This window comes from Gillisia mitskevichiae (genome assembly GCF_003634585.1).
GTDB lineage: Bacteria > Bacteroidota > Bacteroidia > Flavobacteriales > Flavobacteriaceae > Gillisia > Gillisia mitskevichiae.
Genome location: NZ_RBLG01000001.1, coordinates 258,489 through 283,775, shown reverse-complemented (window position 1 = coordinate 283,775; position 25,287 = coordinate 258,489). Strand labels below are relative to the sequence as shown.

26 protein-coding genes are annotated in these 25,287 nt (G+C 35.4%); 10 read left to right on the top strand and 16 right to left on the bottom strand.

Features of this window, described 5'->3' with window-relative positions; translation table 11 throughout:
* Nucleotides 1–16: 16 nt before the first annotated feature.
* The 3 genes from BC962_RS01320 to purN form a co-directional block, all read right to left on the bottom strand.
* The gene (locus BC962_RS01320) at nt 17–955 is read right to left on the bottom strand and encodes a PfkB family carbohydrate kinase (protein ID WP_121344134.1); all 939 of its coding nucleotides are present in this window, start codon (nt 953–955) and stop codon (nt 17–19) included.
* 94 nt (nt 956–1,049) lie between these two features.
* Nucleotides 1,050–1,514, bottom strand: a complete 465-nt coding sequence (rnhA, locus tag BC962_RS01315; protein WP_121344133.1) for a ribonuclease HI — start codon at nt 1,512–1,514, stop codon at nt 1,050–1,052.
* Entirely contained in the window at nt 1,507–2,109 is a 603-nt protein-coding gene (purN, locus tag BC962_RS01310; protein WP_121344132.1) for a phosphoribosylglycinamide formyltransferase, read from the bottom strand. The genes rnhA and purN overlap by 8 nt, the downstream gene beginning before the upstream one ends.
* A 146-nt stretch (nt 2,110–2,255) precedes the next feature.
* On the opposite strand from purN, the gene BC962_RS01305 reads away from it, so the two are divergent.
* The 5 genes from BC962_RS01305 to pyk all read left to right on the top strand — a co-directional run bounded on the left by BC962_RS01305 (nt 2,256) and on the right by pyk (nt 6,529).
* Entirely contained in the window at nt 2,256–2,489 is a 234-nt protein-coding gene (locus BC962_RS01305; protein WP_010227409.1) for an acyl carrier protein, read from the top strand.
* A 16-nt stretch (nt 2,490–2,505) separates the two neighbouring features.
* Nucleotides 2,506–3,759, top strand: coding sequence for a beta-ketoacyl-ACP synthase II (fabF, locus tag BC962_RS01300; protein ID WP_121344131.1), 1,254 nt, complete (start codon nt 2,506–2,508; stop codon nt 3,757–3,759).
* 9 nt (nt 3,760–3,768) lie between these two features.
* Nucleotides 3,769–4,503, top strand: coding sequence for a ribonuclease III (gene rnc, locus BC962_RS01295; protein WP_121344130.1), 735 nt, complete (start codon nt 3,769–3,771; stop codon nt 4,501–4,503).
* A gap of 110 nt (nt 4,504–4,613) precedes the next feature.
* The gene (locus tag BC962_RS01290) at nt 4,614–5,099 is read left to right on the top strand and encodes an IPExxxVDY family protein (RefSeq protein ID WP_121344129.1); all 486 of its coding nucleotides are present in this window, start codon (nt 4,614–4,616) and stop codon (nt 5,097–5,099) included.
* The gene (gene pyk / locus BC962_RS01285) at nt 5,099–6,529 is read left to right on the top strand and encodes a pyruvate kinase (RefSeq protein ID WP_121344128.1); all 1,431 of its coding nucleotides are present in this window, start codon (nt 5,099–5,101) and stop codon (nt 6,527–6,529) included. Before BC962_RS01290 ends, pyk begins: the two co-directional genes overlap by 1 nt.
* Before the next feature lie 59 nt (nt 6,530–6,588).
* On the opposite strand, the gene dinB is transcribed toward pyk, so the two are convergent.
* On the bottom strand, nt 6,589–7,689 hold the full coding sequence (gene dinB / locus BC962_RS01280; RefSeq protein ID WP_121344127.1) for a DNA polymerase IV: 1,101 nt from the start codon (nt 7,687–7,689) through the stop codon (nt 6,589–6,591).
* A 115-nt stretch (nt 7,690–7,804) separates the two neighbouring features.
* Between dinB and BC962_RS01275 the strand changes: the two genes are divergently transcribed.
* The 3 genes from BC962_RS01275 to BC962_RS01265 are packed head-to-tail and all read left to right on the top strand — an operon-like array spanning nt 7,805 to nt 9,448.
* Nucleotides 7,805–8,461, top strand: a complete 657-nt coding sequence (locus BC962_RS01275) for an NAD-dependent epimerase/dehydratase family protein (RefSeq protein ID WP_121344126.1) — start codon at nt 7,805–7,807, stop codon at nt 8,459–8,461.
* A gap of 12 nt (nt 8,462–8,473) precedes the next feature.
* Entirely contained in the window at nt 8,474–8,944 is a 471-nt protein-coding gene (locus BC962_RS01270; RefSeq protein WP_121344125.1) for a CYTH domain-containing protein, read from the top strand.
* A gap of 9 nt (nt 8,945–8,953) precedes the next feature.
* On the top strand, nt 8,954–9,448 hold the full coding sequence (locus BC962_RS01265) for a YciI family protein (RefSeq protein ID WP_121344124.1): 495 nt from the start codon (nt 8,954–8,956) through the stop codon (nt 9,446–9,448).
* A 62-nt stretch (nt 9,449–9,510) separates the two neighbouring features.
* Here BC962_RS01265 and BC962_RS01260 read toward each other — a convergent pair whose 3' ends face one another.
* From BC962_RS01260 to BC962_RS01235, 6 genes are all read right to left on the bottom strand, one after another.
* Nucleotides 9,511–10,917: an efflux transporter outer membrane subunit gene (locus BC962_RS01260; RefSeq protein ID WP_121344123.1), complete on the bottom strand. Its 1,407-nt coding sequence runs from the start codon at nt 10,915–10,917 to the stop codon at nt 9,511–9,513.
* Between the two features lie 22 nt (nt 10,918–10,939).
* Complete coding sequence (locus tag BC962_RS01255) at nt 10,940–14,077, bottom strand: efflux RND transporter permease subunit (protein WP_121344122.1); 3,138 nt, start codon at nt 14,075–14,077, stop codon at nt 10,940–10,942.
* A 21-nt stretch (nt 14,078–14,098) separates the two neighbouring features.
* A complete protein-coding gene (locus BC962_RS01250) occupies nt 14,099–15,223 on the bottom strand; it encodes an efflux RND transporter periplasmic adaptor subunit (protein WP_121344121.1) in 1,125 nt (374 codons plus the stop codon).
* Between the two features lie 40 nt (nt 15,224–15,263).
* Nucleotides 15,264–15,752 (bottom strand): GbsR/MarR family transcriptional regulator, encoded by a 489-nt coding sequence (locus tag BC962_RS01245; protein ID WP_121344120.1) that lies wholly within the window; start codon nt 15,750–15,752, stop codon nt 15,264–15,266.
* A 91-nt stretch (nt 15,753–15,843) separates the two neighbouring features.
* Entirely contained in the window at nt 15,844–16,677 is an 834-nt protein-coding gene (locus BC962_RS01240; RefSeq protein ID WP_121344119.1) for a phospholipase A, read from the bottom strand.
* A 157-nt stretch (nt 16,678–16,834) separates the two neighbouring features.
* The gene (locus BC962_RS01235) at nt 16,835–17,938 is read right to left on the bottom strand and encodes an isoaspartyl peptidase/L-asparaginase family protein (RefSeq protein WP_121344118.1); all 1,104 of its coding nucleotides are present in this window, start codon (nt 17,936–17,938) and stop codon (nt 16,835–16,837) included.
* A 300-nt stretch (nt 17,939–18,238) separates the two neighbouring features.
* Between BC962_RS01235 and BC962_RS01230 the strand changes: the two genes are divergently transcribed.
* Nucleotides 18,239–18,775 carry a 3-hydroxyanthranilate 3,4-dioxygenase gene (locus BC962_RS01230; RefSeq protein ID WP_121344117.1) on the top strand — a complete coding sequence of 179 codons (537 nt, stop codon included), beginning with the start codon at nt 18,239–18,241 and terminating at the stop codon, nt 18,773–18,775.
* 88 nt (nt 18,776–18,863) lie between these two features.
* Nucleotides 18,864–20,417 carry an L-piperidine-6-carboxylate dehydrogenase gene (gene amaB, locus BC962_RS01225; protein ID WP_121344116.1) on the top strand — a complete coding sequence of 518 codons (1,554 nt, stop codon included), beginning with the start codon at nt 18,864–18,866 and terminating at the stop codon, nt 20,415–20,417.
* A 208-nt stretch (nt 20,418–20,625) separates the two neighbouring features.
* On the opposite strand, the gene BC962_RS01220 is transcribed toward amaB, so the two are convergent.
* From BC962_RS01220 to BC962_RS01195, 6 genes are all read right to left on the bottom strand, one after another.
* On the bottom strand, nt 20,626–21,339 hold the full coding sequence (locus BC962_RS01220) for a 3'-5' exonuclease (protein WP_121344115.1): 714 nt from the start codon (nt 21,337–21,339) through the stop codon (nt 20,626–20,628).
* Nucleotides 21,317–22,492 carry a serine hydrolase domain-containing protein gene (locus BC962_RS01215; RefSeq protein WP_121344114.1) on the bottom strand — a complete coding sequence of 392 codons (1,176 nt, stop codon included), beginning with the start codon at nt 22,490–22,492 and terminating at the stop codon, nt 21,317–21,319. The genes BC962_RS01220 and BC962_RS01215 overlap by 23 nt, the downstream gene beginning before the upstream one ends.
* Nucleotides 22,493–22,531: 39 nt before the next feature.
* Nucleotides 22,532–23,002, bottom strand: a complete 471-nt coding sequence (locus BC962_RS01210) for a methylated-DNA--[protein]-cysteine S-methyltransferase (protein ID WP_121344113.1) — start codon at nt 23,000–23,002, stop codon at nt 22,532–22,534.
* Nucleotides 22,986–24,083, bottom strand: a complete 1,098-nt coding sequence (locus tag BC962_RS01205; RefSeq protein ID WP_121344112.1) for a CNNM domain-containing protein — start codon at nt 24,081–24,083, stop codon at nt 22,986–22,988. The genes BC962_RS01210 and BC962_RS01205 overlap by 17 nt, the downstream gene beginning before the upstream one ends.
* A gap of 135 nt (nt 24,084–24,218) precedes the next feature.
* A complete protein-coding gene (locus BC962_RS01200; protein WP_245983956.1) occupies nt 24,219–24,707 on the bottom strand; it encodes a hypothetical protein in 489 nt (162 codons plus the stop codon).
* A gap of 184 nt (nt 24,708–24,891) precedes the next feature.
* Nucleotides 24,892–25,248, bottom strand: coding sequence for a hypothetical protein (locus tag BC962_RS01195; RefSeq protein ID WP_121344111.1), 357 nt, complete (start codon nt 25,246–25,248; stop codon nt 24,892–24,894).
* Nucleotides 25,249–25,287 lie beyond the last annotated feature (39 nt).

Genomic DNA, 25,287 nt, shown 5'->3' with positions numbered 1-25,287 from the left:
AAAAAAAACCCTGACATTACAGGGTTTTAGTAGGCGTTAATTCTATATCGAATTGTGTTAAGCTCTGAAACTCTTGAAGGCGTGATTCTAATTCTTGATGTTTTAGACTCTCCATTCTCTCGGTTCCAAATTTCTCTACACAAAAGGAAGCTAAGCTAGATCCGTAGATCACTGCATTCTTCATGTTTTCAAAAGAAATATCTTCAGATTGAGCTAAATAGCCAGTGAATCCACCAGCAAAAGTATCTCCTGCTCCAGTTGGATCAAAAACTTCTTCTAATGGTAAAGCAGGTGCAAAGAAGATCTGATCTTTATGAAACAATAAGGCTCCATGCTCTCCTTTTTTGATCACTACATATTTAGGACCCATTTTTTCGATCTTTCTAGCAGCTCTTACCAAAGAGTGTTCATCTGTTAATTGTCTTGCTTCTTCATCATTAATCGTTATTACATCTACTTTGGAGATCACTTTTTTAAGATCCTCTAAAGCATTGTCCATCCAGAAGTTCATGGTATCTAATACAACTAGCTTTGGGTTATTAACCTGTTCTAAAACGCTTAGTTGAACTAAGGGATGAAGGTTCCCTAGCATCACGATTTCCGAATCTTTAAAATCTTCAGGTACAACTGGGTTAAAATCTGCTAATACATTAAGTTGTGTGTCTAAAGTATCTCTGGTGTTTAGATCGTTGTGATATTTTCCACTCCAAAAGAAAGTTTTCCCTCCTTTTACAACTTCAATTCCTTGGATGTCTATTCCATTATTAGTTAATAAGTCCATATGTTCCTGAGGAAAATCTTCTCCTACTACAGAAACTATAGCGCTTTTAACGTTAAACTGGGAAGCAGATAAGCCAATATATGTGGCAGCACCACCTAATATTTTATCGGTTTTTCCAAATGGGGTTTCAATTGCATCGAAGGCTACTGTGCCTACTATCAATAATTTACTCATAATTACGTTTCAAAAATGTGCTGCAAATATACGGTTTGTTTTTCAAGGCACTTAGCAATTTTAAAATTTATGAAATCAAATTTTAGAGCTATTCCTATTCTGCAAAACCTTCGTCTATAAGAAGACGTTTTTGCTTAGATGCTTCCACTGCAAGCGTATCACAACGTTCATTTTGAACATGGTTATTGTGCCCTCTAATCCAATGGAAATCTACTTTGTGCTTTCTGTATTCTACAAGAAGGTCTTTCCAGAGATCTGAATTCTTCCTATCCTTGAATTTTTTCTTCTCCCATCCGAAAACCCAGCCTTTTTTTACAGAATCCACTACATACTTGGAATCTGTAAACACCAGAACGGATACTCCGGGTTTTTTTAACTTTTTAAGAGCATCTATTACTGCTAATAGTTCCATTCTATTATTAGTAGTATGCTTAAAGCCTTTAGAAAATTCTTTCTTATAAGGTTTGCCTACCCATTCCATAACGATTCCGTAGCCACCAGGGCCAGGATTACCGCGGGCGGCACCATCTGTATAAATGTGTACTTCAGGTTTAGTCAATTGTTGGAGCTTCTAATAATTTCTCGATCACTTTTGGGAAATGACGATGTTCTAATTCGTGGATCTTTTCAGTTAGACTTGTTAGAGTTTCTGTTGAAGAAATAGGAAATCCTTTTTGAAAGATGATCTGTCCATCATCATATTTTTCATTTACATAATGTATAGTAATTCCGGTTTCTATTTCCTTATTATCTAAGACCGCACGATGAACATTCTCACCAAACATCCCTTTTCCGCCATATTTAGGTAGCAAGGCTGGATGAAGATTAATGACCTTATTTGGGAATTTTGCTATGATAGCGCTAGGGAATAACCAAAGAAAACCCGCCAAAACAATAAGATCTGGTTTAGTATCTTCCAAAATATGTAAAACATCATTTGTTTTATAAAACGCATCTCTATCAAAATAAAGAGCGGTTACATTTAATTTCTGAGCCCGGTCTAAAACTTTTGCGGATGACTTATTGGATAATACACAAACCACTTCGGCAATATTGGAATCTTTAAAATAACGTATAATGTTCTCAGCGTTAGAGCCTGAGCCAGATGCGAAGACAACAATTTTTTTTGGGATTATTCTTTTTTGTGAGGACAAAACTTCGCTGTTAACAATTATTAAGTGTAAAAATAAAGGGTTTAAATGAAAATTCCGTAAATTCCCGTCACATTTTTAAAGTAAAAACCAGTTTTAAAGTAAAGTTTTTTATTTTTGCAACTTAATCAAAATTAAAATAGAATATTATGTCAGACATTGCATCAAGAGTAAAAGCGATTATCGTTGACAAGTTAGGTGTTGACGAGAACGAAGTTGTTACAGAAGCAAGTTTCACGAACGACCTAGGCGCTGATTCATTAGACACTGTGGAATTGATCATGGAATTTGAAAAAGAATTCGATATCCAGATTCCAGACGACCAAGCAGAAAACATTGCTACAGTTGGTCAAGCAATTTCTTATATTGAAAAAGCTAAATAAAAAAGAATAGTACTATATGGAGTTAAAGCGAGTAGTAGTTACAGGCTTAGGAGCCCTTACACCTATTGGAAACAATGTTGAAGAATATTGGAATGCATTGGTGGCTGGTAAGAGTGGGTGTGCACCTATAACCTATTTCGATGCTGAAAAGTTTAAGACAAAATTCGCTTGTGAACTCAAAAATTTTAATGCTCTTGATTTTTTCGATCGGAAAGAAGCTAGAAAACTAGATAGATTTGCACAATACGCAATTGTTGCGTCAGATGAAGCTATTAAAGACTCTGGAATAGACCTAAATGTTGTTAACAAACATAGGGTAGGAGTAATTTGGGGAGCAGGAATTGGAGGACTGGAAACATTCCAAGACGAGGTGATCAATTTCTCTGAGGGAGATGGAACACCGCGTTTTAATCCATTTTTTATCCCTAAGATGATTGCAGATATTGCCCCGGGTAATATCTCTATTCGTCATGGTTTTATGGGTGCAAACTATACAACAGTTTCGGCTTGTGCCTCTGCTGCCAATGCTATGTTCGATGCTTTAAATAACATTCGCTTGGGATATAGCGATGTGATTATTTCTGGTGGATCTGAAGCTGCGGTAACTAAAGCAGGAATGGGAGGATTTAATGCTATGCATGCTCTTTCTACAAGAAACGATAGTCCCGAAACGGCTTCAAGACCTTTTGATGCAACCAGAGATGGATTTGTATTAGGGGAAGGAGCAGGTGCTTTAGTTCTAGAAGAGTATGAACATGCAAAAGCACGTGGAGCAAAGATCTACGCCGAGTTAGTTGGCGGTGGACTTTCTTCTGATGCCTACCACATGACGGCGCCACATCCGGAAGGAATTGGAGTTGTTGCGGTAATGGAGAATTGTTTACAAAATGCAGGTTTAAAGCCTGAAGATGTAGACGCCATTAATACTCATGGAACATCTACTCCTTTAGGGGATGTAGCTGAACTGAAAGCGATTTCTAAAGTTTTTGGAGAACACGCGAAGAATATTAATATCAATTCTACAAAATCCATGACAGGTCACCTGTTAGGAGCTGCGGGAGCTATTGAAGCTATTTCTTCAATACTTTCTATGAAGTATGGAATTGTTCCTCCAACGATCAATCATGAACATCGAGATGAAAACATAGATCCAGAGTTAAATCTTACCTTGAACAAAGCGCAAAAACGCGAAGTGAACGTAGTAATGAGTAATACTTTTGGATTTGGAGGTCATAACGCATGTGTACTGTTTAAAAAATTAGACGAATAACCTATCGCAATGAGTGTTATTCGAAACATATTAAATTCCCGTTCTTCTAAAGACGGGAATTTTTTTATTGAAATTCAAAAGATCTTGGGTTTCAAACCAAAAAACATCAATTTTTATAAAAAAGCATTTACTCACAGATCTTTAAATCAAAGAGATGAAGACGGGAATGCAATAAATTTTGAACGCTTAGAATTTTTGGGTGATGCTATGCTTAGCAGTATAATTGCAGCCTATTTGTTTAAAACTGTGCCAGGAGGCAATGAGGGTTACCTTACCAAGATGCGCTCCAAGGTGGTAAGCCGTAAGCACTTAAATGAATTAGGAAAAGACCTGAATCTTATAGGTCACGTGCAAACCAACATCCCTAAAGAACAATTTGGTGCCAATATTCATGGAAACTTATTTGAAGCCCTTATAGGTGCAATTTATTGGGATCGTGGATACAAATACTGCAAAAAATTTATACATGATCGAGTGATCATTCCTTATGTAGATATTGAGCAGCTAGAAGGAAAAGTGATTAGCTATAAGAGCTTACTTATAGAATGGTGTCAAAAAACCAAGAAAGATTTTAGTTTCGAAGTTTATGATGATTCCGGAAATGATGAAGTGAAACATTTTGCTGTAAAACTTAGAATAGAAGATAAGGTAGTAGCAAAAGCAAGAGCAACTTCAAAAAAGAAAGCTGAGGAAAAGGCATCTAAAAGAGCATATTATGCTTTACAAGAAAAGATAGATAACTAGCAGTCAATAGCTTCCCACTATAACGTTTTCGTAGAAATTTATCAAAATATCCTATTTTTCTCTTAGAAATCTGTATTCTTATTTTATCTTTAACATTAAAGATTAAGAGTATGTTATCCCATAAATTAGTTTTGGATGATGTAGAGGATAATTATCATTTATTGGCCATCCATAGTTCATTAGAAGAATTTAAAATGGCTTTTCTTTTGAATAGGAATCTACATTTAAGCCTTAGACGTGCTCCAATTGATGTAGATTTTAATCATGGTGAGGTACAGGCGTTGTATCCACTTTACCTTTTTAAAGAACCTACTAAATACCGGACGTATTATTTGTTTAAGAACAAGTATAAGGGCTCTGTAAAAAAGGTAGTAAGTTCAGGTTCTTTATTTGTAGAAGAAGAAATTTCTACTCAGCTCACATATTTAATTCCGGAGTATAAAAAGGTAGATTATTTTTTGAAAATAGAAGATGATCTAGAAGAAGATCTTATTCAAGACCTTCTAAATGCCATTAGTAGGATACCAAGAGTTATAACAACATATATAGTTGATGTAAATCAGCTAAAATCAAGAAACAATTTAATTGTAGATTAATGCCAGAAAATAAAAGAACAAAAATCGTAGCCACATTAGGACCAGCAACCAGCGAAAAATCTGTTTTAAAGGATATGCTAGAAGCAGGAGTAAATGTGTTTAGGGTGAATTTTTCGCATGCAGACTATGAAGATGTGAAAGAGCGAATTACAATGATCCGTGAACTTAATGAAGAATTTGGATATGCTGCAGCAATATTAGCAGATCTTCAAGGCCCAAAATTAAGGGTCGGGAAAATGAAGGAAGAAGTGGTTGTGAACCCCGGAGATCAAATCATTTTTGCAACAGGAAAGGAATTTAAAGGAACTGCATCTCGTGTTTATATGAACTACGAGCAATTTCCAAGAGACGTACAACCAGGAGAACGTATATTATTGGATGATGGAAAGTTGATGTTTGAAATTGTAAGCACCAACAAAACGAATGAAGTTGTAGCAAAAGTAATTCAAGGAGGGCCATTAAAATCTAAGAAGGGAGTTAATCTTCCAAACACTAAGATTTCTTTACCAGCACTTACGCCTAAGGATATTGAAGATGCAATTTTTGCATGTGAACTTGAAGTAGATTGGATCGCGCTTTCTTTTGTGAGAAATGCGGAAGATTTAATAGGATTGCAAGATCTCATCAAGAAACATAGCGATCATAAAATTCCAATCATTGCAAAAATCGAAAAACCAGAAGGTGTTGAGAACATAGATAAAATTGTTGCTTATTGCGATGGATTAATGGTTGCTCGTGGAGATCTTGGTGTAGAAATTCCAGCACAGGAAGTTCCACTTATTCAGAAGCAATTGGTTCTAATAGCTAAAAAAGCAAGAATTCCTGTGATCATCGCTACCCAAATGATGGAAACAATGATCACAAGCCTTACTCCAACAAGAGCAGAGGTAAATGACGTTGCAAATTCTGTAATGGATGGTGCAGATGCAGTAATGTTAAGCGGGGAAACTTCTGTAGGTAAATATCCAGTTCAGGTGATAGAAAAAATGACGCAAATAATAAAAAGCGTTGAGAATTCTCCACTTATTAAAGTGCCTCATGACCCACCACATGTTAGAACAAGTAGATATATCACTAAATCTGTATGTTTTCATGCAGCGATAATGGCAAATGAAATAAAAGCAAAAGCAATTTGTACACTTACAAATAGTGGTTATACTGCCTTTCAAATTTCAGCATGGCGCCCAGAATCTACTATTTTGGTCTTTACTTCTAACCATAGAATTCTATCTCAGTTAAGTTTGTTATGGGGAGTGAAAGCTTTTTTCTACGATAAATTCGCAAGTACAGACGAAACTATAGAGGATATTAATAAAATAGCAAGGGATAATGGGTATGCAGATACAGGAGATTTTATGATCAATCTTGCATCTATGCCAATTGCAAATAAAGGAATGGTAAACACCCTTCGTGTTTCAGAAATAGCTTAAAATCAATTAATGATATTTAGCCACTGTTTACAATTATGTGAACAGTGGTTTTTTTATGTTTAAAAATCAAATCTTAGCTGTACTGCAATAGAAGATTCTTTTTCTGGAGATACCTTTCCTCCAGTATTTAAATTGGAAAGTGTAATTCCCAAAAGCCGTACTGAGTTCTTCATTTTTTCCTGATAGAGTAATTCTTTTGCAGTGTCTAAAATAATAGCTTTTGAAGCTATGTAATAAGGCAAAGACTTGCTTCTTGTTTGCAAAGTGAAATCGCTATATTTTATTTTTAAAGTGACAGTTTTTCCAGCAACTTCACTCTTTTTTAACCTGCGTTCTATTTCTTCAGCAATATTTTCCAATCTTTCCAGCATAAAGATCTCTGATGCGATATTCTCATTAAAAGTTCTTTCTGCCCCTAGGGATTTTCTAATTCTGTCTGTTTTAACTTCACTCGTGTGAATTCCCCGCACTACATTATAGTAGTACCTACCGCTTTTACCAAAATTCTCGGTTAGAAATTCTTCGGATTTTTCTTTTAGCTGAATTCCTTTAAAGATCCCTAATTGGTACATTTTCTCTGCAGTCACTTTTCCGACGCCATAGAATTTTCTTATCTGCAATTGCTCCAAAAACTCTTCTACTTCCTCAGGATTTACAGTTTTTTGTCCGTTAGGTTTATTGATGTCACTTGCAACTTTCGCTATGAACTTATTGATGGAGATCCCTGCGGAAGCATTTAAACCTGTCTTTTCTTTTATTCTATCCCGAATTTCTTTTGCTATTAGAGAGGCGCTGGGAATTCCCTTTTTATTCTCGGTTACATCTAAATATGCTTCGTCTAAAGACAGCGGTTCCACAAGATCTGTATATTCTAAAAAGATATTTCTTATTTGTGAAGAGATCTCTTTGTATCGTTCGAATCTAGGTTTTACAAAAATTAAAGATGGGCAATTCCGTTTTGCGATCACACTGCTCATAGCACTCTTTACACCAAATTTCCGAGCCTCATAACTCGCTGCAGAAACTACACCTCTTTCTGAACTTCCACCAACTGCAACCGGTTTATTCCGCAGATCGGGATTATCCAATTGCTCTACAGATGCATAAAATGCATCCATATCTATATGAATTATCTTTCGAATTGGGACCTGAGTTTTCACAATGCAAATTTAGGGAAACTTGGATTACCCAATACAATTACACGAGTTAGAACTAGGCAGTTTAAATAGTTAATAATCTACTACCTTTGATATATTACCATATTAAAAAATTCTTATGAAATCAGCTATACTATTAGGGGCAACAGGATTAACTGGTGGACACTTATTAAAAATGTTATTAGATGATCCAAAATACGATAAAGTGAAAGTTTTTTCAAGATCCAGTGTGGGTTTCGAGCATGACAAACTCGAAGAGCATTTGGTAGATTTATTGAAGCTGGAAGATTACAAGGATAGCTTTCATGCAGATGAAGTGTACTGCTGTATTGGAACCACAAAAAGTAAAACTCCAGATAAGGAAACCTATAAAAAAATCGATTTTGGGATTCCTGTTACCGCAGCTAAATTATGTAGAGAAAATGATATTTCTACTTTCTTGGTGATCTCTGCTCTTGGTGCCGATGCTAACTCCAGTATGTTTTACAACAAAGTTAAAGGAGAAATGCAGCATCACGTCTTGGAACAAGGAATTAAGAATACTTATATTTTTCAACCTTCATTAATTGCCGGCGAGAGAGAAGAAGAAAGATTTTTTGAGAAATTAGCTATAAAAGGGATGAAGGTTTTTAATAATCTATTAGTAGGATCTTTAAAAAAATATAGATCTATTCATCCTAAAACTATAGCAAAAGCAATGCATGTTTGCGCAAACTCTGGTTATCCGAAAATATTGATCGAATCTGATGAAATTGAGAAATTAGCTTCAGAATAATTTTAAAAATTTATGGTAGAGATAGAGCGAAAATTTTTAGTGACTTCAGATAAATTCAAAAATGAAGCATTTAAAAGTTCAGAAATAAAACAAGGGTATTTAAACTCGCATCCAGAAAGAACTACAAGAATCCGAATTCAGGATGAAATTGCATTTATCACAATCAAGGGAAAATCTTCTAAAAGTGGTCTGTCTAGATTTGAGTGGGAAAAGGAGATTGCCGTTGTGGAAGCTTTGGAACTTTTAAAACTTTGCGAGCCTGGAGCTATAGAAAAAGTTCGATATTTTGTGAAATCGGAGGAATTCACTTTCGAAATAGATGAATTTTCGGGAGATAATCGAGGCCTCGTGATGGCAGAGATCGAATTGACTTCAGAAAAAGATACTTTTAAAAAACCAGATTGGCTTGGTGAAGAGGTAACAGGAGATTTGCGATATTATAATTCTCAACTAAGTAAAAACCCATTTAAAAATTGGATATAATAGAAGATCATGAAAAAAGCAATTTTAATTTTAGGTGTAGTAAGTTTATTATTAGCCTGTAACCAGTCTAAAGAAAAGAAAATTACAGAAACTTCTGTAGCAGTAGAAAAGACTCAGGAACTTACTTTAGAAGAGCGTGCAGATCTACTTAAAAAGGAAGGTTATCAAATTTTTCTTTATAAAGAAGGAGATTCTACCTATTTGATGCAGCAATATTATATGGTGTTTTTGAAAAACGGAGAAAACAGAGATCAGGATTCAACGGAAACTGTCAAGCTTCAATCCAATCATTTGGCACATTTAGAAAGGATGGCTGTAGAAGGTTATGCTAGTTTAGTAGGGCCTTTAGAAAGTGATGGCGATATAAGAGGGATCGTAGTTTATAACACAAAAACGTTAAAAGAAGCAGATAGCCTTGCCAATATGGACCCCATGGTGAAAGCAGGAAGATTAAAAGTGGAAGTTCATCCTTGGTGGACCCAGAAAGGTGGGAAATTGAATTAAATAAATCAAGCCTGAAGTTTTTAAACCTCAGGCTTGATCTCCAACAACTAACTATACTTTTTTTATTGCCAACCGCCACCTAAAGCGCGGTACAGTTCTACAACAGATGCTAATTGATTAAATCGGGCATCTATTAAATTTAGCTGAGAATTAAGACTGTTTTGTCTTGCAATGATCACTTCTAAATAATTCACTAAACCATTATCCAATAATTCTTCAGAATACCTTGTAGCATCTGTGTAAGCTTCAAATTCCTTTGTTTTCACGTCTATCTTATCTGTGTTGAATTGATAAGCATACAGCGCGTCTGACACCTCTTTCCCTGCAATTAACAACGCATATTGAAAATTAAGCTTTGCCTGTTCTTGTCTGGCTTGAGAAACTTCGAATTCGGTTCTAATTCTTCTCTTATTTAATATAGGTTGAGCAAGAGACCCAACTAAATTTGCGAAAAGGGAATTTACATCGAAAAGCTTTTCTATATCTAAACTTTGTAAACCTCCTGTTGCGGTAAGTTGTAAGGATGGGTAGAAATTACTTCTAGCTACATTGGTAAGCTCGAACGCATTAATTAAATTAAACTCGGCTTCCTTAAGGTCTGGACGATTCTTTAATAATTCTGCAGGAACCCCGGTATTTAGATCTGTGGTTATTTCCTGTTCATTTAAAGTGGTTCTTTCTTTTCCTTGTGGAGCTTCCCCTAATAATATGGACAATGAATTTTCCTGAAGTCTTATCTGATTCTCGATATCTAATAATAAGGCTTTCGCGGTGTATAATTGTGCCTCGGTCTGTTTAACACCAACTTCGGTTAAATTTCCTGCATCTTTAAGTGCTATTGTGGTTTCTAAAGCTTCCTCCCGAGCACTTATGGTTTCCATAGTTACCAATCGCTGTTCATCCAATGCTAATAACTGGTAGTAAGTTGTAGCAATATCAGAGATCAATCTTGTTTTAATAGTTTGGTGCGCTGCAACACTTTGAAGGTAGGAGGCATCAAAAGCTCTGGAGTTACTTCTAATCTTCCCCCAAATATCTGCTTCCCAAGAGGCTGTTGCAGCAATTTCATACGCATCACCACTATTTAATCCTCCAAGGGCTGCCTGAGAGTTTTTAGAATATTCTTGATGTGTAACTCTTGCTCCGGCATCTAATGTTGGTAAATACCCAGCTTTCCCTTGTTTTACATAAGCTTCTGCAGCAATTATTTGTTGCAAAGCGATACGCACATCTAAATTATTTTGAAGTCCATTTTCAATATACTCTCCAAGAACAGGATCTGTAAAGAGTTCTCTCCAAGAAACCTCTGCCATGCTTAAGCTGTCCTGTGGAAGCTCATCTGTTCTGAAGAGATTTTTACTAGGAACTACATCTTCACTTCTCTTGTAATCTTTGGCTACAAAACAGGATTGAAGGCTTAAAGCAATCATTCCCACAAGTAAGAATTTCGATTTATATAGTAATTTCATTGTATTAAATTTCTTATTCTTATTATTCGTTCTCAATTAATACCGGCTTCTTTCCTACTTTCTCTTGTAACCACTGGAATAGGATAAATAAGATTGGTATTACAAAGACTCCCGTGATGGTTCCAATTAACAAACCACCAACAGCTCCGGTTCCAATTGATCGGTTTCCTGCAGCTCCTACTCCGTTTGCAAGCACTAACGGCATTAATCCTAGAATAAAGGCAAACGAGGTCATTAAAATAGGTCTTAAACGAGCTTTTGCTCCATGTATGGCCGCATCTACAATAGATTCTCCATTCTTTCTACGCTGTATTGCAAATTCTACGATTAGAATAGCATTTTTAGCAAGTAGTCCTATCAGCATGATCAAAGCGATCTGGAAATATATGTTGTTCTCCAATCCTGTTAGTTTAGTGGAAATATATGCCCCAAAAACTCCTAATGGAAGAGAGAAAAGTACCGTAAGTGGTAATAAATAACTTTCATATTGTGCAGCAAGTAAAAAGTACACAAATACAATAGATAGAATAAAGATCATAGTGGTTTGATTTCCCGCACTCACTTCTTCTCTCGTTAATCCGGAATATGCAGTACTATAATTACTAGGCAAAGTTTTAGCTACTTCCTCAATTGCGGTAATAGCATCTCCAGAACTATAGCCTGGATTTACAGCTCCAGTAAGAGTTGTAGAGTTAAACAGGTTAAACCTTGTAACAGATTGCGGTCCATATACCCGCTTTAGAGTCATAAACTCTGTAATTGGTGCCATTTCACCGCTTCCTGTTCTAACATATAGTTCATTGAGCGCCTCTTTGCTGGCTCTATCTTCTGGTAAGGCTTGAATATACACTCGATATTGTTTCCCAAATTTGGAAAAATCTGATGCATAAACCCCACCGATATATCCTTGTAAAGTGGAGAAAATACTACTAATTGGAACTCCAAATTTCTTCGCCACTGGAACATTTAGTTCTATCTCATATTGAGGATAGCGAGTGTTAAATGAAGATTGTGCGTATTGTATTTCTGGTCTTGCTGTTAATTTCTGTATGAATTCCTGATTCACCTTATCTAATTCTTCGAAACTAGAACCAGATTTATCTAAAAGATTCACTGTAAATCCAGAAGAGTTACCAAATCCAGGAATACTAGGCGGTGAAAAGAAAATAATATTAGCTTCGGGAATTGTAGCAGCTATACCAAATAACTTTCCGGTTACAGCTTTAATAGATTGGCTATCATCTTTTCGTTCATCCCAATCATTTAATCTAATAAATCCAAGTCCGTAATTACTACCAGCTCCACTAATTAAACTTCGCCCGTTAATTACAGATGCTCCTTTAACTTCAGGAAGTTGAGAGATCTTTTCATATAATTTCTGATTCACTTCATTGGTTCTATCCATAGAAGCTCCTGCAGGTAGTTCAACATTCATAAAGATAATTCCACGATCCTCATCTGGCACAAATCCAGTTGGAGTAGTATTAGAAGCCCACCAAATACCTCCAACAGCAAGTATAAGTATTAAAGGAGTGATCCATTTATGTTTGAATAAAAACCCTAAAGATTGTCCATATCTGTGAATGGAAGCATTAAATCCGCGGTTAAATCCAGTATAAAAACGTTGAAGAAAACTCTTTTTCTCTTTTCCTTGTTGTTTTTTGTCGTGTGGTTTTAATAATAAAGCACAAAGTGCAGGACTTAAGGTTAAAGCATTTACTGCAGATATAATTATAGCAATAATAAGTGTAACCCCAAATTGTTCATAAAAAACTCCCGTAGGTCCTTCAATAAAAGTAACGGGAATAAATACTGCGGCCATTACTAAAGTTATAGATATAATAGCTCCAGAAATTTCATGCATAGCATTTACGGTAGCTTTTTTAACATCATTAGCTCCTTCATCAATTTTGGCATGAACGGCTTCTACCACTACAATGGCGTCATCTACCACAATACCAATTGCCAGAACTAAGGCAAAAAGTGTAAGAAGGTTGATTGAATACCCAAAGAGGTTTAAGAAAAAGAACGTTCCAATAATAGATACAGGAACTGCAATTGCAGGAATAAGTGTAGATCTAAAATCCTGAAGGAATATAAACACGACAATAAAAACCAATAAAAAGGCTTCCATTAATGTGGTCACTACTTTTTCTATAGAAGCATTAAGGAAGTTGTTAGTATCATAAGGGATAAAGATCTCTATTCCATCTGGAAGGTCTTTTTCTAAAGAATCCAGCTGTTCTTTAATTGTGGTAATAATTTCTTGTGCATTAGAACCTTTTGTTTGGAAGATCCCCATGTTTACTGCAGGATATCCATTTGTGGAAGAGCCACCATCATAAGATAGAGCATCCAATTCAATTTTTGCAACATCCTTCAGCCTTAAAAACTGTCCGTCGCCAAGAGCTTTAATTACAATATTGCTATATTGATCTTCAGATTTAAATCTTCCACCATATTTAATAACATAGGAAAATGTCTCACCATTATTCTCTCCTAAGGAACCTGCTGCAGCCTCTAAACTTTGTTCTCTTAGCGCTGCGGTAACATCTGATGGCATAAGATTATAAGCCTTCAATTTACTTGGCTGTAACCAAATTCTCATGGCGTAATCTTTTCCGCCAAATACATTTACGTTACCAACCCCATTCACCCTTTGTATTTCCGGGATCACATTTATTTTTAGATAATTCTGAATAAAAGTGTCATCATAATCTGGGTTAGTACTATAAAAGGAAAGGAACATCAACGCACTTGTTTGCTGTTTCTGAGTAGTTACTCCAATTTGTTTTACCTCTGCAGGTAATAACGGGTTGGCTCTAGCTACTCGGTTCTGTACATTCACCGCAGCAATATCTGGATCTACATTTTGATCAAAATAAACTGTAATAGAGGCCGTACCATCGTTGGAAGCTGTTGAAGTGATATAGGTCATTCCCTCAACTCCATTTATCTGTTCTTCTATAGGAACAATTACACTTTCCAAAATAGTTTCTGCACTTGCACCGGGATATGCGGTACTTACAGAAATTGTTGGCGGTGCAATATCTGGATATTGAGTTATTGGTAAATTTGTTAACCCAAGGATTCCTAATATTACTATAATAATAGAAACTACCGTTGAGAGAACCGGACGTTCAATAAATGTTTTAATCATGATCTTTTCTTTCTTCTCCGGTTAGTTAAATATTTTTTCTAGTGGTTTTGCTACAGAATCAAATGCTACAGGTTGTGGGCTTATTCTGGCGCCAGTTCTTAATTTATTAGCTCCCTTAGCCACTACGCTATCTCCTTTTTCTACACCAGAATCTATTATATATAGATTACCAACTTCAGCAACCACCTTTACAGTAGTAGAAACCACAGAATCATTGTTCTGCAATTTGAATAAAAGTACATTTCCTTGTTGCTCATGTGTAGATTCTTTGGAAACCACTAAAACGTCTTTATAAGTTTTAGGAATTTCTACACTCGCGCTATTCCCATTAGTTAATAATCTAGATGGATTATCAAATATTGCTCTAAAGGATATAGATCCAGTATTTGGATTGATCACAGAATTGATCGTTTGAATCTTCCCTTCCTGTTCGTATAGACTTCCGTTAGCAAGTTTTAATCGAACTGCAGGAATATTATCTATTTTATCTTGAACAGTTGCTCCCTCTGCGGCTTGAATGAAATCTAAATAATCTGTTTCATTCATGGAGAAATAGGCGTATACTTTACTTATATCTGTAACAGTAGTAAGTGGTTCTTGATCTGAAGCACTTATTAATGCACCTTCTCTTTTTCGAATAGAACCAACATAACCATCTACTGGACTTTTAATATTTGCATATCCAATATTAGCCATGATCCCATTATAGCCACTTTGTGCTTGCTGAAGTTTTGCTTTAGCCGTTTGCAATTGCACAGAACTTATAATGTTCTTTTCTACTAAAGGTTTCAATTTATCTACCTCAACTTGGGCCGCATTAACATTAGCTTTAGCCGCAGCAGCGTCTTGTGATAAAGATTGAGTTTCAAGTTTAAAAAGGATTTGTCCTGCTTTAACTTTTTCACCTTCATCTACTAAAACTTTAGTGATATAACCAGATACTTTTGCTCTTACCTCACTATTTACAATTCCTTCTACACTAGCAGGGTAAGATGTAAATCCAGTAAGTGTTTTAGTTGGCACTTCATATACGGGATATGGCATTGGTTGTGCTGCCTGAGCTGCATTTTGATCTTGTCCTTTCCCACAGGAAACTAAGGAGACTAATCCTATGGATACAATTATTAACTTTATAATATTCTTCATGTTGATCTTAAAATTTAATAGGGATAATTGGGTATGTAGATTATAATTCTGCGATATTTTTCTTCAATTTCTTGACAGCGTTGCTAACTTCTTCTAGAAATAATAAATAGTTCTCATGAAAATGAAGATCAAATTCTTCAGATTCTATGGTGTTTTCCTTGTTAGCGTCTTTTTTATATTCGATGATATCCGAGTGAATATCATATTGCTTATTCCATTTCTCCAACATTTCGTTCATTACCTGAACAAGTCTATTTGGAGTAACATTGAAATAGCGTTTTCTATCTCCCGGTTTGGTGAAATAGCTTACTCTCCCTGATGCTTGTAGAGTATTTAAATGTGTGCAGATGGTGCTTTTGCTGGCATTTAGATCTTTTACCAAGCTTTCGAAAGTACTACCACCTTTACCAGTGAGGATTAAAGTAGAGAAGATCCTTGCCTCTAGAGGAGCCATGTTATCTTCATTCTCTATAAAAACACCTAGTCTTTCAACCAGTTTATTTTTTCGTTCAATTAATTCTTTACGCATTTCTATAATTTGAAATGCAAAATTAGTATTAGTTCGGTAATTTCCGAACTAATAAGTAACTAAACTTTTGTTAATGTATTTAGGGGGTAATTTATTTAGACTTTAAAATATTTAGGTCGGTAGATTTAATTACATATCCTAAGCGAACCATGCTTGTATATTGGTTGTAATCTATTAAGCTTTCGGCATATCCCGCAAACCACTCCAGCATTAAATATTGATTTCCAGAATTGTTGAATAATTTATAAAGAAGACGAGTAGAAGCAGCCCCTTTCCAACCTTCTAAGCCTTTTCTAACAGTAAGATCGGCGATTAATCTATTGCGGATAATTGTTTGTTCTATCTTAATTTCACCAAGTCCTACATAATCCAAAATATCCGGATGGTTCTCTTTATAAGCTATCGGTACCCAAGCTTTAACACTAAGTATAGTCCTTCTTCCAATTGGAGTATGGAAAGCACCAGTGATCCTATTCCAACTCCTACTATCTAAACTGTCTCTCCCGTTAGATTCATGTTCAAACTTTAACTCGGCCAACCCAAAAATTGACCCTCCTTTGTTAAAAACAGGCTTTCCAAGACCTACTCCTGGATTAAAATTGATCTCTTCAAAAGGGCTTGATAAACTGTAAACATTCCAAAACGCTTTTTGAGAATATGTTATAAATAAATAACTATTTAGAGGCAACGTTGCTCTAGTAACAAATTGCTTGAAGCTGATCTGATATTTAATATCTGAATTATTCTTAGTAATTGCTTTATTAGTTGGTGCACCGCTAATAAAATAATTATCCTGATAGCTAGAAAATGATGGCATTTCCTTGATAGTATCATACACTTCAGGTCTTGTAAGTCGCTGGCCTAGCATAGTAGATTGAACGAAAAAAGAAGAAAAAAGAAGGCAAATAAATAGTAATCTATTCATAATTAGGGTTTAATGCCGTGAAGACAGAGAATTTTTCAGTCGGCAAAGATACTTTTAACTTTCTAAGTAAACTACTTTCTCTAGGTGCAACTTGGTTAAAAATAGCATAAAAAAAGCTCCAATTATTTGGAGCTTAAATTGTTATATAGAATTATGCTTACTCATTTTCTTCAGGAGAATTTTCATTTTCTTTGTAGATACCTATGGTTAATTCTCCTTTTTTATTCATCGCGGCACGGTACATTCCAGCAGAGTTGAACTCCATAGCAATATTTCCTTTATTGTCTATAGCTATAATCCCACCTTCGCCACGTAGCTCGGTTAATTTTCCTTGAATCACCTTTTTAGCAGCCTCTTCAAGGCTCATTTTCTTGTATTCCATCATTGCTGAAATATCGTAGGCTACAACTCCTCTCATAAAGAATTCTCCCCAACCAGTTCCGGAAACTGCACAAGTAGCATTATTAGCATAAGTTCCTGCGCCAATAATTGGAACATCTCCAATTCGATTCCATTTTTTATTGGTCATTCCACCCGTGGAAGTACCAGCTGCTATATTTCCATTCTTATCTAAAGCAACACAACCTACCGTACCAAATTTAGATTCTTTTATAAAAGGATCATAAAATGCAGTTCTAGCATCGGCGCTGTCTGCCTTCATCTTTTCAGCCTCTTTTACTTTTTGCAGTGATTGAAATCTGTTTTCTGTATAGAAATAAGAAGGCTCTACTAGTTCCAATCCGCGTTCTTTTGCAAATTGCTCTGCTCCTTTACCGGATAGTAAAACATGTGGAGAATTCTCCATTACCTGAAATGCCAAGTTTATTGGATTTTTCACCGTGGTCACTCCAGCAACGGCACCTGCATTAAGGGTTTCTCCATCCATAATGGCAGCATCCATCTCGTTTGTTTCTTGATTGGTAAAAACTGCGCCTTTGCCTGCATTGAAAAGCGGCGAGTCTTCCATAATATTAATTGTACGTTGAATAGCTTCTATAGAAGTTCCTCCATTAGCAAGAATTTCATGTCCAGCTCTTATGGCTTCTTCCAAAACAACTTTGTAGGCAGTTTCCAAAGAATCTGTCATGTTCTCTTTAAGTATCGTTCCGGCACCACCGTGAATTACAATCCCAAAATTGTCGGTTTCTACCTTATCTGAAGTGGTTTTTTGCTGTGGTTTATCAATGGGTTTTTTTTCTTCAGTTGCATAATTACATGCTAACAAGAGGGTGAAAGAAAAGAAAAGTAATAGTTTTTTCATGAATTTGGGTATTGAGATCTTTGAATTAAAAGTACTAAAATAATATTCAGGTTTAGAAGATGAAAACTGAATTTCTTGGAAGCTTCTTTTTTGCGTAAGCGATAGCAGCGTAAAGCCCGCAGTCCAGAGTCTCATCCCGTCTCGTCCAGATAGCTAGGAGCTATTAAAGACTCTGGACGAGGACTTGAAGCGAATAGCGCGGTGACCGAATAGGGCATACGCGCAAAACATTTAGATAAGCTTTATAGCTTTGTGTGTGAGAATGATTAATTTTAAACAACTTTATTAAACTAATAGATTATGCCAATAAATAAGCCTTTTAACTTAACCAAATGGGTGGAGCAAAATAGGGATTTACTGAAACCGCCTGTTGGGAATAAGAACCTATATAAAGAAAGTGACGACTATATTGTGATGATCGTTGCAGGGCCCAATGCTCGCAAGGACTATCATTATAATGAAACCGAAGAATTGTTTTTTCAGTTGGAAGGTAATATCGAGATCCATGTTCAGGAGAATGGAGAGAAGCAGGTTATGCAACTGGGACCTGGAGATATGTATCTGCATCCCAGAAAAGTACCGCATTCTCCTATTAGGGAAGCTGGGTCTATCGGACTTGTAGTAGAGCGCAAGCGTTTGGGAGAAGAAGGTAAAGATGGTTTGCTTTGGTTTTGTGATAATTGTAACCATAAATTATATGAAGTATACTTCCCATTACACGATATAGAAACCGATTTTCTAGGTCATTTTAAGCACTTTTATGGAAGTAAAGACTTGCGAACTTGTGATAATTGTGGGACTGTGATGCCTGTAGACGAGCGTTTTATTAATTCTTAATGAATGAAAGTAGATAAAGGACAGGTTTCTTTTAATATTTATTATTTTCGCAACAACTAGTTATAATTAAAGATAAAAACACAAATAAATGAGTGATATAGCAGAAAAGTTTGGTATTAAACAAGCCTTAAAAGACCTAGGGATTACAGATGTTAATGATGGAACTTCTACCGGAAAAGAATTTTTTGGAAGTGGTGAAATTATTGAATCTTATTCTCCTGTAGATGGTTCTTTGATAGGAAAAGTGAGATCTACCACGAAAGAAGATTATGAAAAAGTGATGACTGCTGCTACCGAAGGTTTTAAAAGCTGGAGAACGATGCCTGCACCATTACGTGGGGAAATAGTTAGAAAATTTAACGAAGAACTTCGAAGATTAAAAGAACCTTTAGGGAAACTGGTTTCTTACGAGATGGGGAAATCTTACCAAGAAGGTTTAGGAGAAGTTCAGGAAATGATAGATATCTGTGATTTCGCAGTTGGATTATCAAGACAATTACACGGACTTACCATGCACTCTGAGCGTCCTGGACATAGAATGTACGAACAATACCACCCACTTGGAGTAGTAGGAATTATTTCTGCTTTCAACTTCCCGGTTGCTGTTTGGTCTTGGAATACAGCATTAGCCTGGGTTTGTGGAGATGCTTGTGTTTGGAAAGGATCTGAAAAAACACCAATTACTTCTGTAGCTTGTCAAAAAATAGCAGCAAGAGTTTTTGAAGAAAATAATGTGCCTGCAGGAATTTCTTGTTTGGTAACAGGAGATTATAAAGTAGGAGAAATGATGACTTTGGATAAGCGTATTCCGCTTATTTCTGCAACAGGATCAACCAGAATGGGTAAGATCGTTGCTTCTAAGGTAGCAGAACGTCTTGGAAAATCTTTATTGGAATTAGGTGGGAACAATGCAATTATTGTAACTCCGGATGCCGATATTAAAATGACTGTTATTGGTGCTGTATTCGGTGCTGTGGGAACTGCAGGACAACGTTGTACTTCTACCAGAAGACTTATAATTCACGAATCTATTTACGATAAGGTAAAAGAAGCTGTAGTTGCTGCATATAAGCAATTGCGTATTGGGAATCCTTTAGATGAAAATAATCATGTAGGACCACTTATAGATAAAGATGCAGTGAAAAATTACCAGAACGCTTTAACTAAAGTTGTTGAAGAAGGTGGAAAGATCATTGTTGAAGGTGGTGTACTAGAAGGTGAAGGTTTTGAAAGTGGTTGTTACGTAAAACCAGCGATCGCTGAAGCTGAGAATTCTTACGAGATCGTACAGCATGAAACTTTTGCACCTGTATTATATATGATGAAGTATTCTGGAAATGTTGAAGATGCTTTGGAAGTACAAAATGGGGTGAAACAAGGGCTTTCTTCTGCAATTATGACCAATAACCTAAGAGAGGCAGAACACTTCTTATCTGTTAATGGGTCTGATTGTGGTATTGCTAACGTGAATATTGGAACCAGTGGAGCTGAAATTGGTGGAGCCTTTGGAGGTGAAAAAGAAACTGGTGGTGGTAGAGAGTCTGGATCGGATGCATGGAAAGTGTATATGAGAAGACAAACCAACACTATAAACTACACTACAGAATTACCATTATCTCAAGGAATCAAGTTTGAATTGTAGTAGTTTAGAATAGAGATCTAACATTTTAGATTTTATAAAAACCACCTTGAAAAAGGTGGTTTTTTTGTTTGCTTTTTTTTTGATGAATTCAGGTTTTAATGAACATTGTGAGGCTTCGACAAGCTCAGCCTGACAATTATATTTAACATGTCAGACTGAGCCTGTCGAAGTCTGAATTTAATAAAACGTTTCTTGTGGTAGCTGAAGTCTAAACCGAAATGATCTCAGAATCCACTAAGAGATCTTCTTGCCTGAACTTTAAAATAACTTGTGCGATAGCGATCACGTCTTTTTCACAATAAGCAACAATCCTATCTATGTTTCCTTCTTCATAATAAACATCCCGAACTTCAGATCCATCTATATCATCTTTTGGAGTTTGTATTCCCAAGACGTTGGTGAGCAACTTTAACGAAGTATAGTGTTTGTAATCTCCGAATTTCCATAATTCTAAGGTGTCTAAATGTGGCACTTCCCATGGTTTTTTTCCGAAGAGATCTAATTTTGAAGGTAATGACAAGCCGTGAATTATCATTCTTCTTGCAAGAAAAGGGAAATCGAATTCCTTCCCATTATGTGCGCAAAGTATATGCTGAGGTTTATAAAAGTGCGTGTTCAATAAACTGGAGAATTCCTGTAGTAATTGTAATTCTTCTCCCTTATAAGATGTTATTCTAAAAGCTCTCTTTCCTTCTCTCAAAGTAAAGTAACCAACAGAAATACATGCAATTTTTCCGAATTCTGCCCAAATGCCCGCTCGATCATAAAAAGCTTCTGCAGTAAATTCTTCTTTACGTTGATATTTTGATTTATCATCCCAAAGTTTTTGTTTCTCCTTGGTTAAATTTTGGAAGGTTTTTTCTTCAGGAACTGTTTCTATATCTAGAAACAGAATATTTTCAAGTTGTAGTTTTCGAATCATGGGCTAGCATTTTATAAGCTTCATCTATATAAATAAAGAAATCTTTCGAGTGTTTTTCACCTTCTTCTCTTCTAATTAAATTATGGCCTAGCCTCACTATAATAATGTTATCTTCAGGGATCACTATTACGTATTGGCCTAATATTCCGCGCATACAAAAGATTTCTTTTCCATTATAATCACTTAACCAAAATCCATAACCATATTGAGGCGATTCCTTAAATCTTGGGTTTGTTGCAATATTCACAAATTGAGGATCTAGTATTTGTTCTCCTTTCCATTTCCCATCATCCTTAAAGAGTTTACCAAATCTGGCAAAATCTCGTGCGTTGGAAGCAATACAACAATAGGCCTTTTCCATTCCTTTTTCTTCACTATCCAGTTGCCAAAGAGCATCATCAGACATTTCTAAAGGTTTCCAAAAGCTTTCACTCAAATATGAAGTTAATGACATTCCAGTAGCTTTTTCTATTGCCATTCCCAATAAAATGGTATTACCGCTTAAATATTTAAAGGATTTTCCAGGTTCTTCTATAACTCTTAAATTCAATCCTTCACTTCTAATATCATCACCAAAGTATGCGCGCGCTGTTTGAGAAAAAGGGTTAAAATAATCTTCATCCCAATCTAATCCAGAAGACATAGATGCTAAGTCTCCAACGGTTAATTTTGACTGGTTTCCTTCGTTAAATTCTGGAAAGAAATCACCCACTGGTTCATTTAAACTTTTAATATATCCATCTTTAATCGCCTTTCCGAGTAAGGCTACTGTGATGGATTTTGCCATAGAAAAAGAGTTAGTTTTAGATAACAATCCATAATCTTCTGCATAATCCTCATACCAGATACTGTCATTTTTAAAGATAAGAAAAGCGACAGTCCCTAATTCTGTATTTAGATCTGTTAGCTTAGCTGTAGGTTTAGCCTTGTTATAATTTTTATGAAGTGGCCATGAGGAGATCACTGTCGAATCAGATTTTATTACCCGATTGGGAAATTCTGGATAGTCGTCTATATATGCAGTTTTATGTCCCTGAAGATATACCACTTGTATCCCTTTTAAAATATAATCGTAATCGAATATAAATAAGAGGATCACAACTAATAAGATAGTTGCTAAAAACCCGCCAATTATTTTTAAGATTAACTTCATAACACTTAAAATTAGGGATTTTTAATTTATAAGAGAATTTTAAAAAAGTTCTTGCTGTAAAGGAGGATTTTCAAAATCTAATAACCATTTTTTTCGCCATAATCCACCAGCATAACCTGTTAAAGAACCATTGCTTCCAATTACTCGATGACAAGGAGTTACTATCCAAAGTGGGTTCTTACCATTTGCTGCTGCAACTGCCCTAATAGCTTTTACATTTCCAAGTTCTTTAGAAAGTTCTAAATACGATCTAGTTTTACCGTAGGGAATTTTATTTAGGGCCTGCCATACTTTTTTTTGAAATTCAGTCCCGGAGGGATTCATTTTAAAATTAAAATCCTTTAGTTCTCCAGAAAAGTATCTGTTTAGTTGCTCTACTGCAGCTTCTAATTCCTCTGGAACATCTTCTTGTTTAAATTCTTTTTGATCTAAAATTTCAATTTTGCTAATACCTTCCTTATCACCTGTTATTTCGCAGGTGCCTAAAGGCGTTTTAATTGAGATCGTCATTCTTATTAGATTTTATTTCAGAATTATTTTGCTGAATAAGTCCCAATTTTTTAGCCCGTTTTTCCCAGTTTTGTCGAGCCATGAGCTGCATATCTTCTATGTGATCGCTTTCATCCATGATCTCTAAGCCTAATAGTGTCTCAATAATATCTTCCATAGTTACCAAGCCAATGGTATTTCCAAATTCGTCTGATACTATAGAAATATGAGCTTTTCGTTGAATAAAGATCTCGAAAAGTTCTGGGATCGGAGTATTGCGATCTGTAATAAAGACTTCCCTTTTTAAAATACTTAAAGGTTGTAGCCCTTTTTCATCTATCATTTCCTCAAGAATATCATCTTTAAGTACAAAGCCTGAGATATTATTTGGTTTCTCCTTATAGACCGGGATTCTGGAGAATTTTAAATTTTTATGAGCCCGGTGAAATTCTTCAATGGTAAGAGATTCATCTTCAATGGTAGCAACCGTAAAGGGAGTCATTACATCTTTTGCCATAACCGATTTAAAAACGAGTAGATTTTTAATTACAGTAGTTTCATTTTCTTCAAAAAAGCCTTCTTCTTCAGCGGCATCGGTAATTGCTAAAAACTCTTCTCTACTCATAGTGCTTACATGTGCAGATTTACCAATTAATTTAGTGGTAAGCATCATTAGCCAAAGAACTCCAGTGTATTTCAATGGAAACAGTAAAATTTTTAAAATAACCGCCGTGAATTTCCCAAGTGATTGCCAATAAGTCGCTCCAATTGTTTTTGGGATTATTTCAGATAGAACTAAGATCGCCAAAGTCATAATGGCTGAAACAATACCAACCGAATTTCCGCCGCCAAAAACTTTCTCTGCTTGCACACCTACAAGAATTGCTCCCACAGTATGAGCGATCGTATTTAAAGTTAAAATGGCGATTAAGGGCTTGTCTATATTTTTCTTGAAATGATTTAACGTGTTTGCATAAGCTTTTCCTTCCCTTTTTTTAACCCGAATATATGTAGGAGTGATGCTTAATAAAACAGCCTCCAGGATAGAGCATAAAAATGAAAAGAAGATTGCTAAAACTGCATAAAGAATAAGTAATTCCATAGTTCGATTTCATTTTAGAACTCTAAATTAAGGATTCTTTCATATAATTTGGTGTTGTGAGCTCGGAGAAATAAAAAAATGCTGCTGAAAATATGGGCTTTCAGCAGCATTCGCAATCAATCTAACACTTAAATTTTAGGCAGATAAGTTCTTTCTAATTAAACCATCCCATTTATTCGCTATGAATAATTGAGTATCGGCATCTAAACTGTCATTATCATCTTCATCATAAAACACAACCTCCTTCATTTTTTCCTTAGAATTATTCTTCAATAATTCCAGTCCAATGTGAGTTAAGGCAAGTTTATTCTTATTGCCTATTTTTTGTTGATGACCAGATTTAGCCACAACACTTTGCCCAACTTTTTTAAGGTCTATAACATCATATTTTGTCTGATCTTTTGGATCTATCACTAAGAATTTTTTGGTGTTACTATCCAGGCCAAGTATTAAAGAATTTGTAATTTCCACTTGATCCAATTTCATTTGGTTTTCTGTAGCTAGACGATATAAATTCTTCTTTTTTCTTTTTTCTTTTGTTGAATGTTTAATGATCATAAAGACGATAGGTCCAACAAATAGTGCCAATAACGCGATGCCCATGATGGCAGATGCATTTTCCATTTTAATGTAATTTTAGAATTGTGATGTAGAATCCGCTTTCCTGTAAGTAGCTAATAAGCTCTCTCTTTGGATAGGTTTCTAAAAATTGTTTGAGTAATCTTTTCTGAAGGATTGAAAACATAAATAGTTAGACTCAAGTTAATTTTTGAGACTGTTATTTATTGAATTCAACTAAGAAATATGATCACCAAAAAAATTGGAATGGAAATATTTGTTGTGAAAGAAAATGGCGTGCATTTGGCGAATACTCCCAAATACTGGTGCCGCCTGAATGTTTTCTTAATGTATTTTCTGAAAACTGAAGTTCGGGAATTCTAACAAAAGAAGAAAGCTCATTGCTGGATTCTTGCTCGTAAGAAATAGTGATCCTTGCCTCTTCAAAAGAAACGGCTTTTTTATTCTGCTCTGCCTGTAAATAGTCAAAATTCCTGGAATTAAGATCCAGTGTATCTGTAGGAAATGAAAATGCCGAACTGCTGAATGCATTTAGAAATGCCAACAGCAGTAATAAAAAAATAGTATTTAATTTATTGATTTTCACCTAACAAATGTACATTAAAAGTGAATTCATAATTAAAAA

Coding starts and splice junctions, on each gene's coding strand:
- BC962_RS01320 (WP_121344134.1), bottom strand. CDS start 955: ATGAGTAAATTATTGATAGTAGGCACAGTAGCCTTCGATGCAATTGAA.
- BC962_RS01305 (WP_010227409.1), top strand. CDS start 2,256: ATGTCAGACATTGCATCAAGAGTAAAAGCGATTATCGTTGACAAGTTA.
- fabF (WP_121344131.1), top strand. CDS start 2,506: ATGGAGTTAAAGCGAGTAGTAGTTACAGGCTTAGGAGCCCTTACACCT.
- rnc (WP_121344130.1), top strand. CDS start 3,769: ATGAGTGTTATTCGAAACATATTAAATTCCCGTTCTTCTAAAGACGGG.
- BC962_RS01290 (WP_121344129.1), top strand. CDS start 4,614: ATGTTATCCCATAAATTAGTTTTGGATGATGTAGAGGATAATTATCAT.
- pyk (WP_121344128.1), top strand. CDS start 5,099: ATGCCAGAAAATAAAAGAACAAAAATCGTAGCCACATTAGGACCAGCA.
- BC962_RS01275 (WP_121344126.1), top strand. CDS start 7,805: ATGAAATCAGCTATACTATTAGGGGCAACAGGATTAACTGGTGGACAC.
- BC962_RS01270 (WP_121344125.1), top strand. CDS start 8,474: ATGGTAGAGATAGAGCGAAAATTTTTAGTGACTTCAGATAAATTCAAA.
- BC962_RS01265 (WP_121344124.1), top strand. CDS start 8,954: ATGAAAAAAGCAATTTTAATTTTAGGTGTAGTAAGTTTATTATTAGCC.
- BC962_RS01260 (WP_121344123.1), bottom strand. CDS start 10,917: ATGAAATTACTATATAAATCGAAATTCTTACTTGTGGGAATGATTGCT.
- BC962_RS01255 (WP_121344122.1), bottom strand. CDS start 14,077: ATGATTAAAACATTTATTGAACGTCCGGTTCTCTCAACGGTAGTTTCT.
- BC962_RS01250 (WP_121344121.1), bottom strand. CDS start 15,223: ATGAAGAATATTATAAAGTTAATAATTGTATCCATAGGATTAGTCTCC.
- BC962_RS01245 (WP_121344120.1), bottom strand. CDS start 15,752: ATGCGTAAAGAATTAATTGAACGAAAAAATAAACTGGTTGAAAGACTA.
- BC962_RS01240 (WP_121344119.1), bottom strand. CDS start 16,677: ATGAATAGATTACTATTTATTTGCCTTCTTTTTTCTTCTTTTTTCGTT.
- BC962_RS01235 (WP_121344118.1), bottom strand. CDS start 17,938: ATGAAAAAACTATTACTTTTCTTTTCTTTCACCCTCTTGTTAGCATGT.
- BC962_RS01230 (WP_121344117.1), top strand. CDS start 18,239: ATGCCAATAAATAAGCCTTTTAACTTAACCAAATGGGTGGAGCAAAAT.
- amaB (WP_121344116.1), top strand. CDS start 18,864: ATGAGTGATATAGCAGAAAAGTTTGGTATTAAACAAGCCTTAAAAGAC.
- BC962_RS01220 (WP_121344115.1), bottom strand. CDS start 21,339: ATGATTCGAAAACTACAACTTGAAAATATTCTGTTTCTAGATATAGAA.
- BC962_RS01215 (WP_121344114.1), bottom strand. CDS start 22,492: ATGAAGTTAATCTTAAAAATAATTGGCGGGTTTTTAGCAACTATCTTA.
- BC962_RS01210 (WP_121344113.1), bottom strand. CDS start 23,002: ATGACGATCTCAATTAAAACGCCTTTAGGCACCTGCGAAATAACAGGT.
- BC962_RS01205 (WP_121344112.1), bottom strand. CDS start 24,083: ATGGAATTACTTATTCTTTATGCAGTTTTAGCAATCTTCTTTTCATTT.
- BC962_RS01200 (WP_245983956.1), bottom strand. CDS start 24,707: ATGGAAAATGCATCTGCCATCATGGGCATCGCGTTATTGGCACTATTT.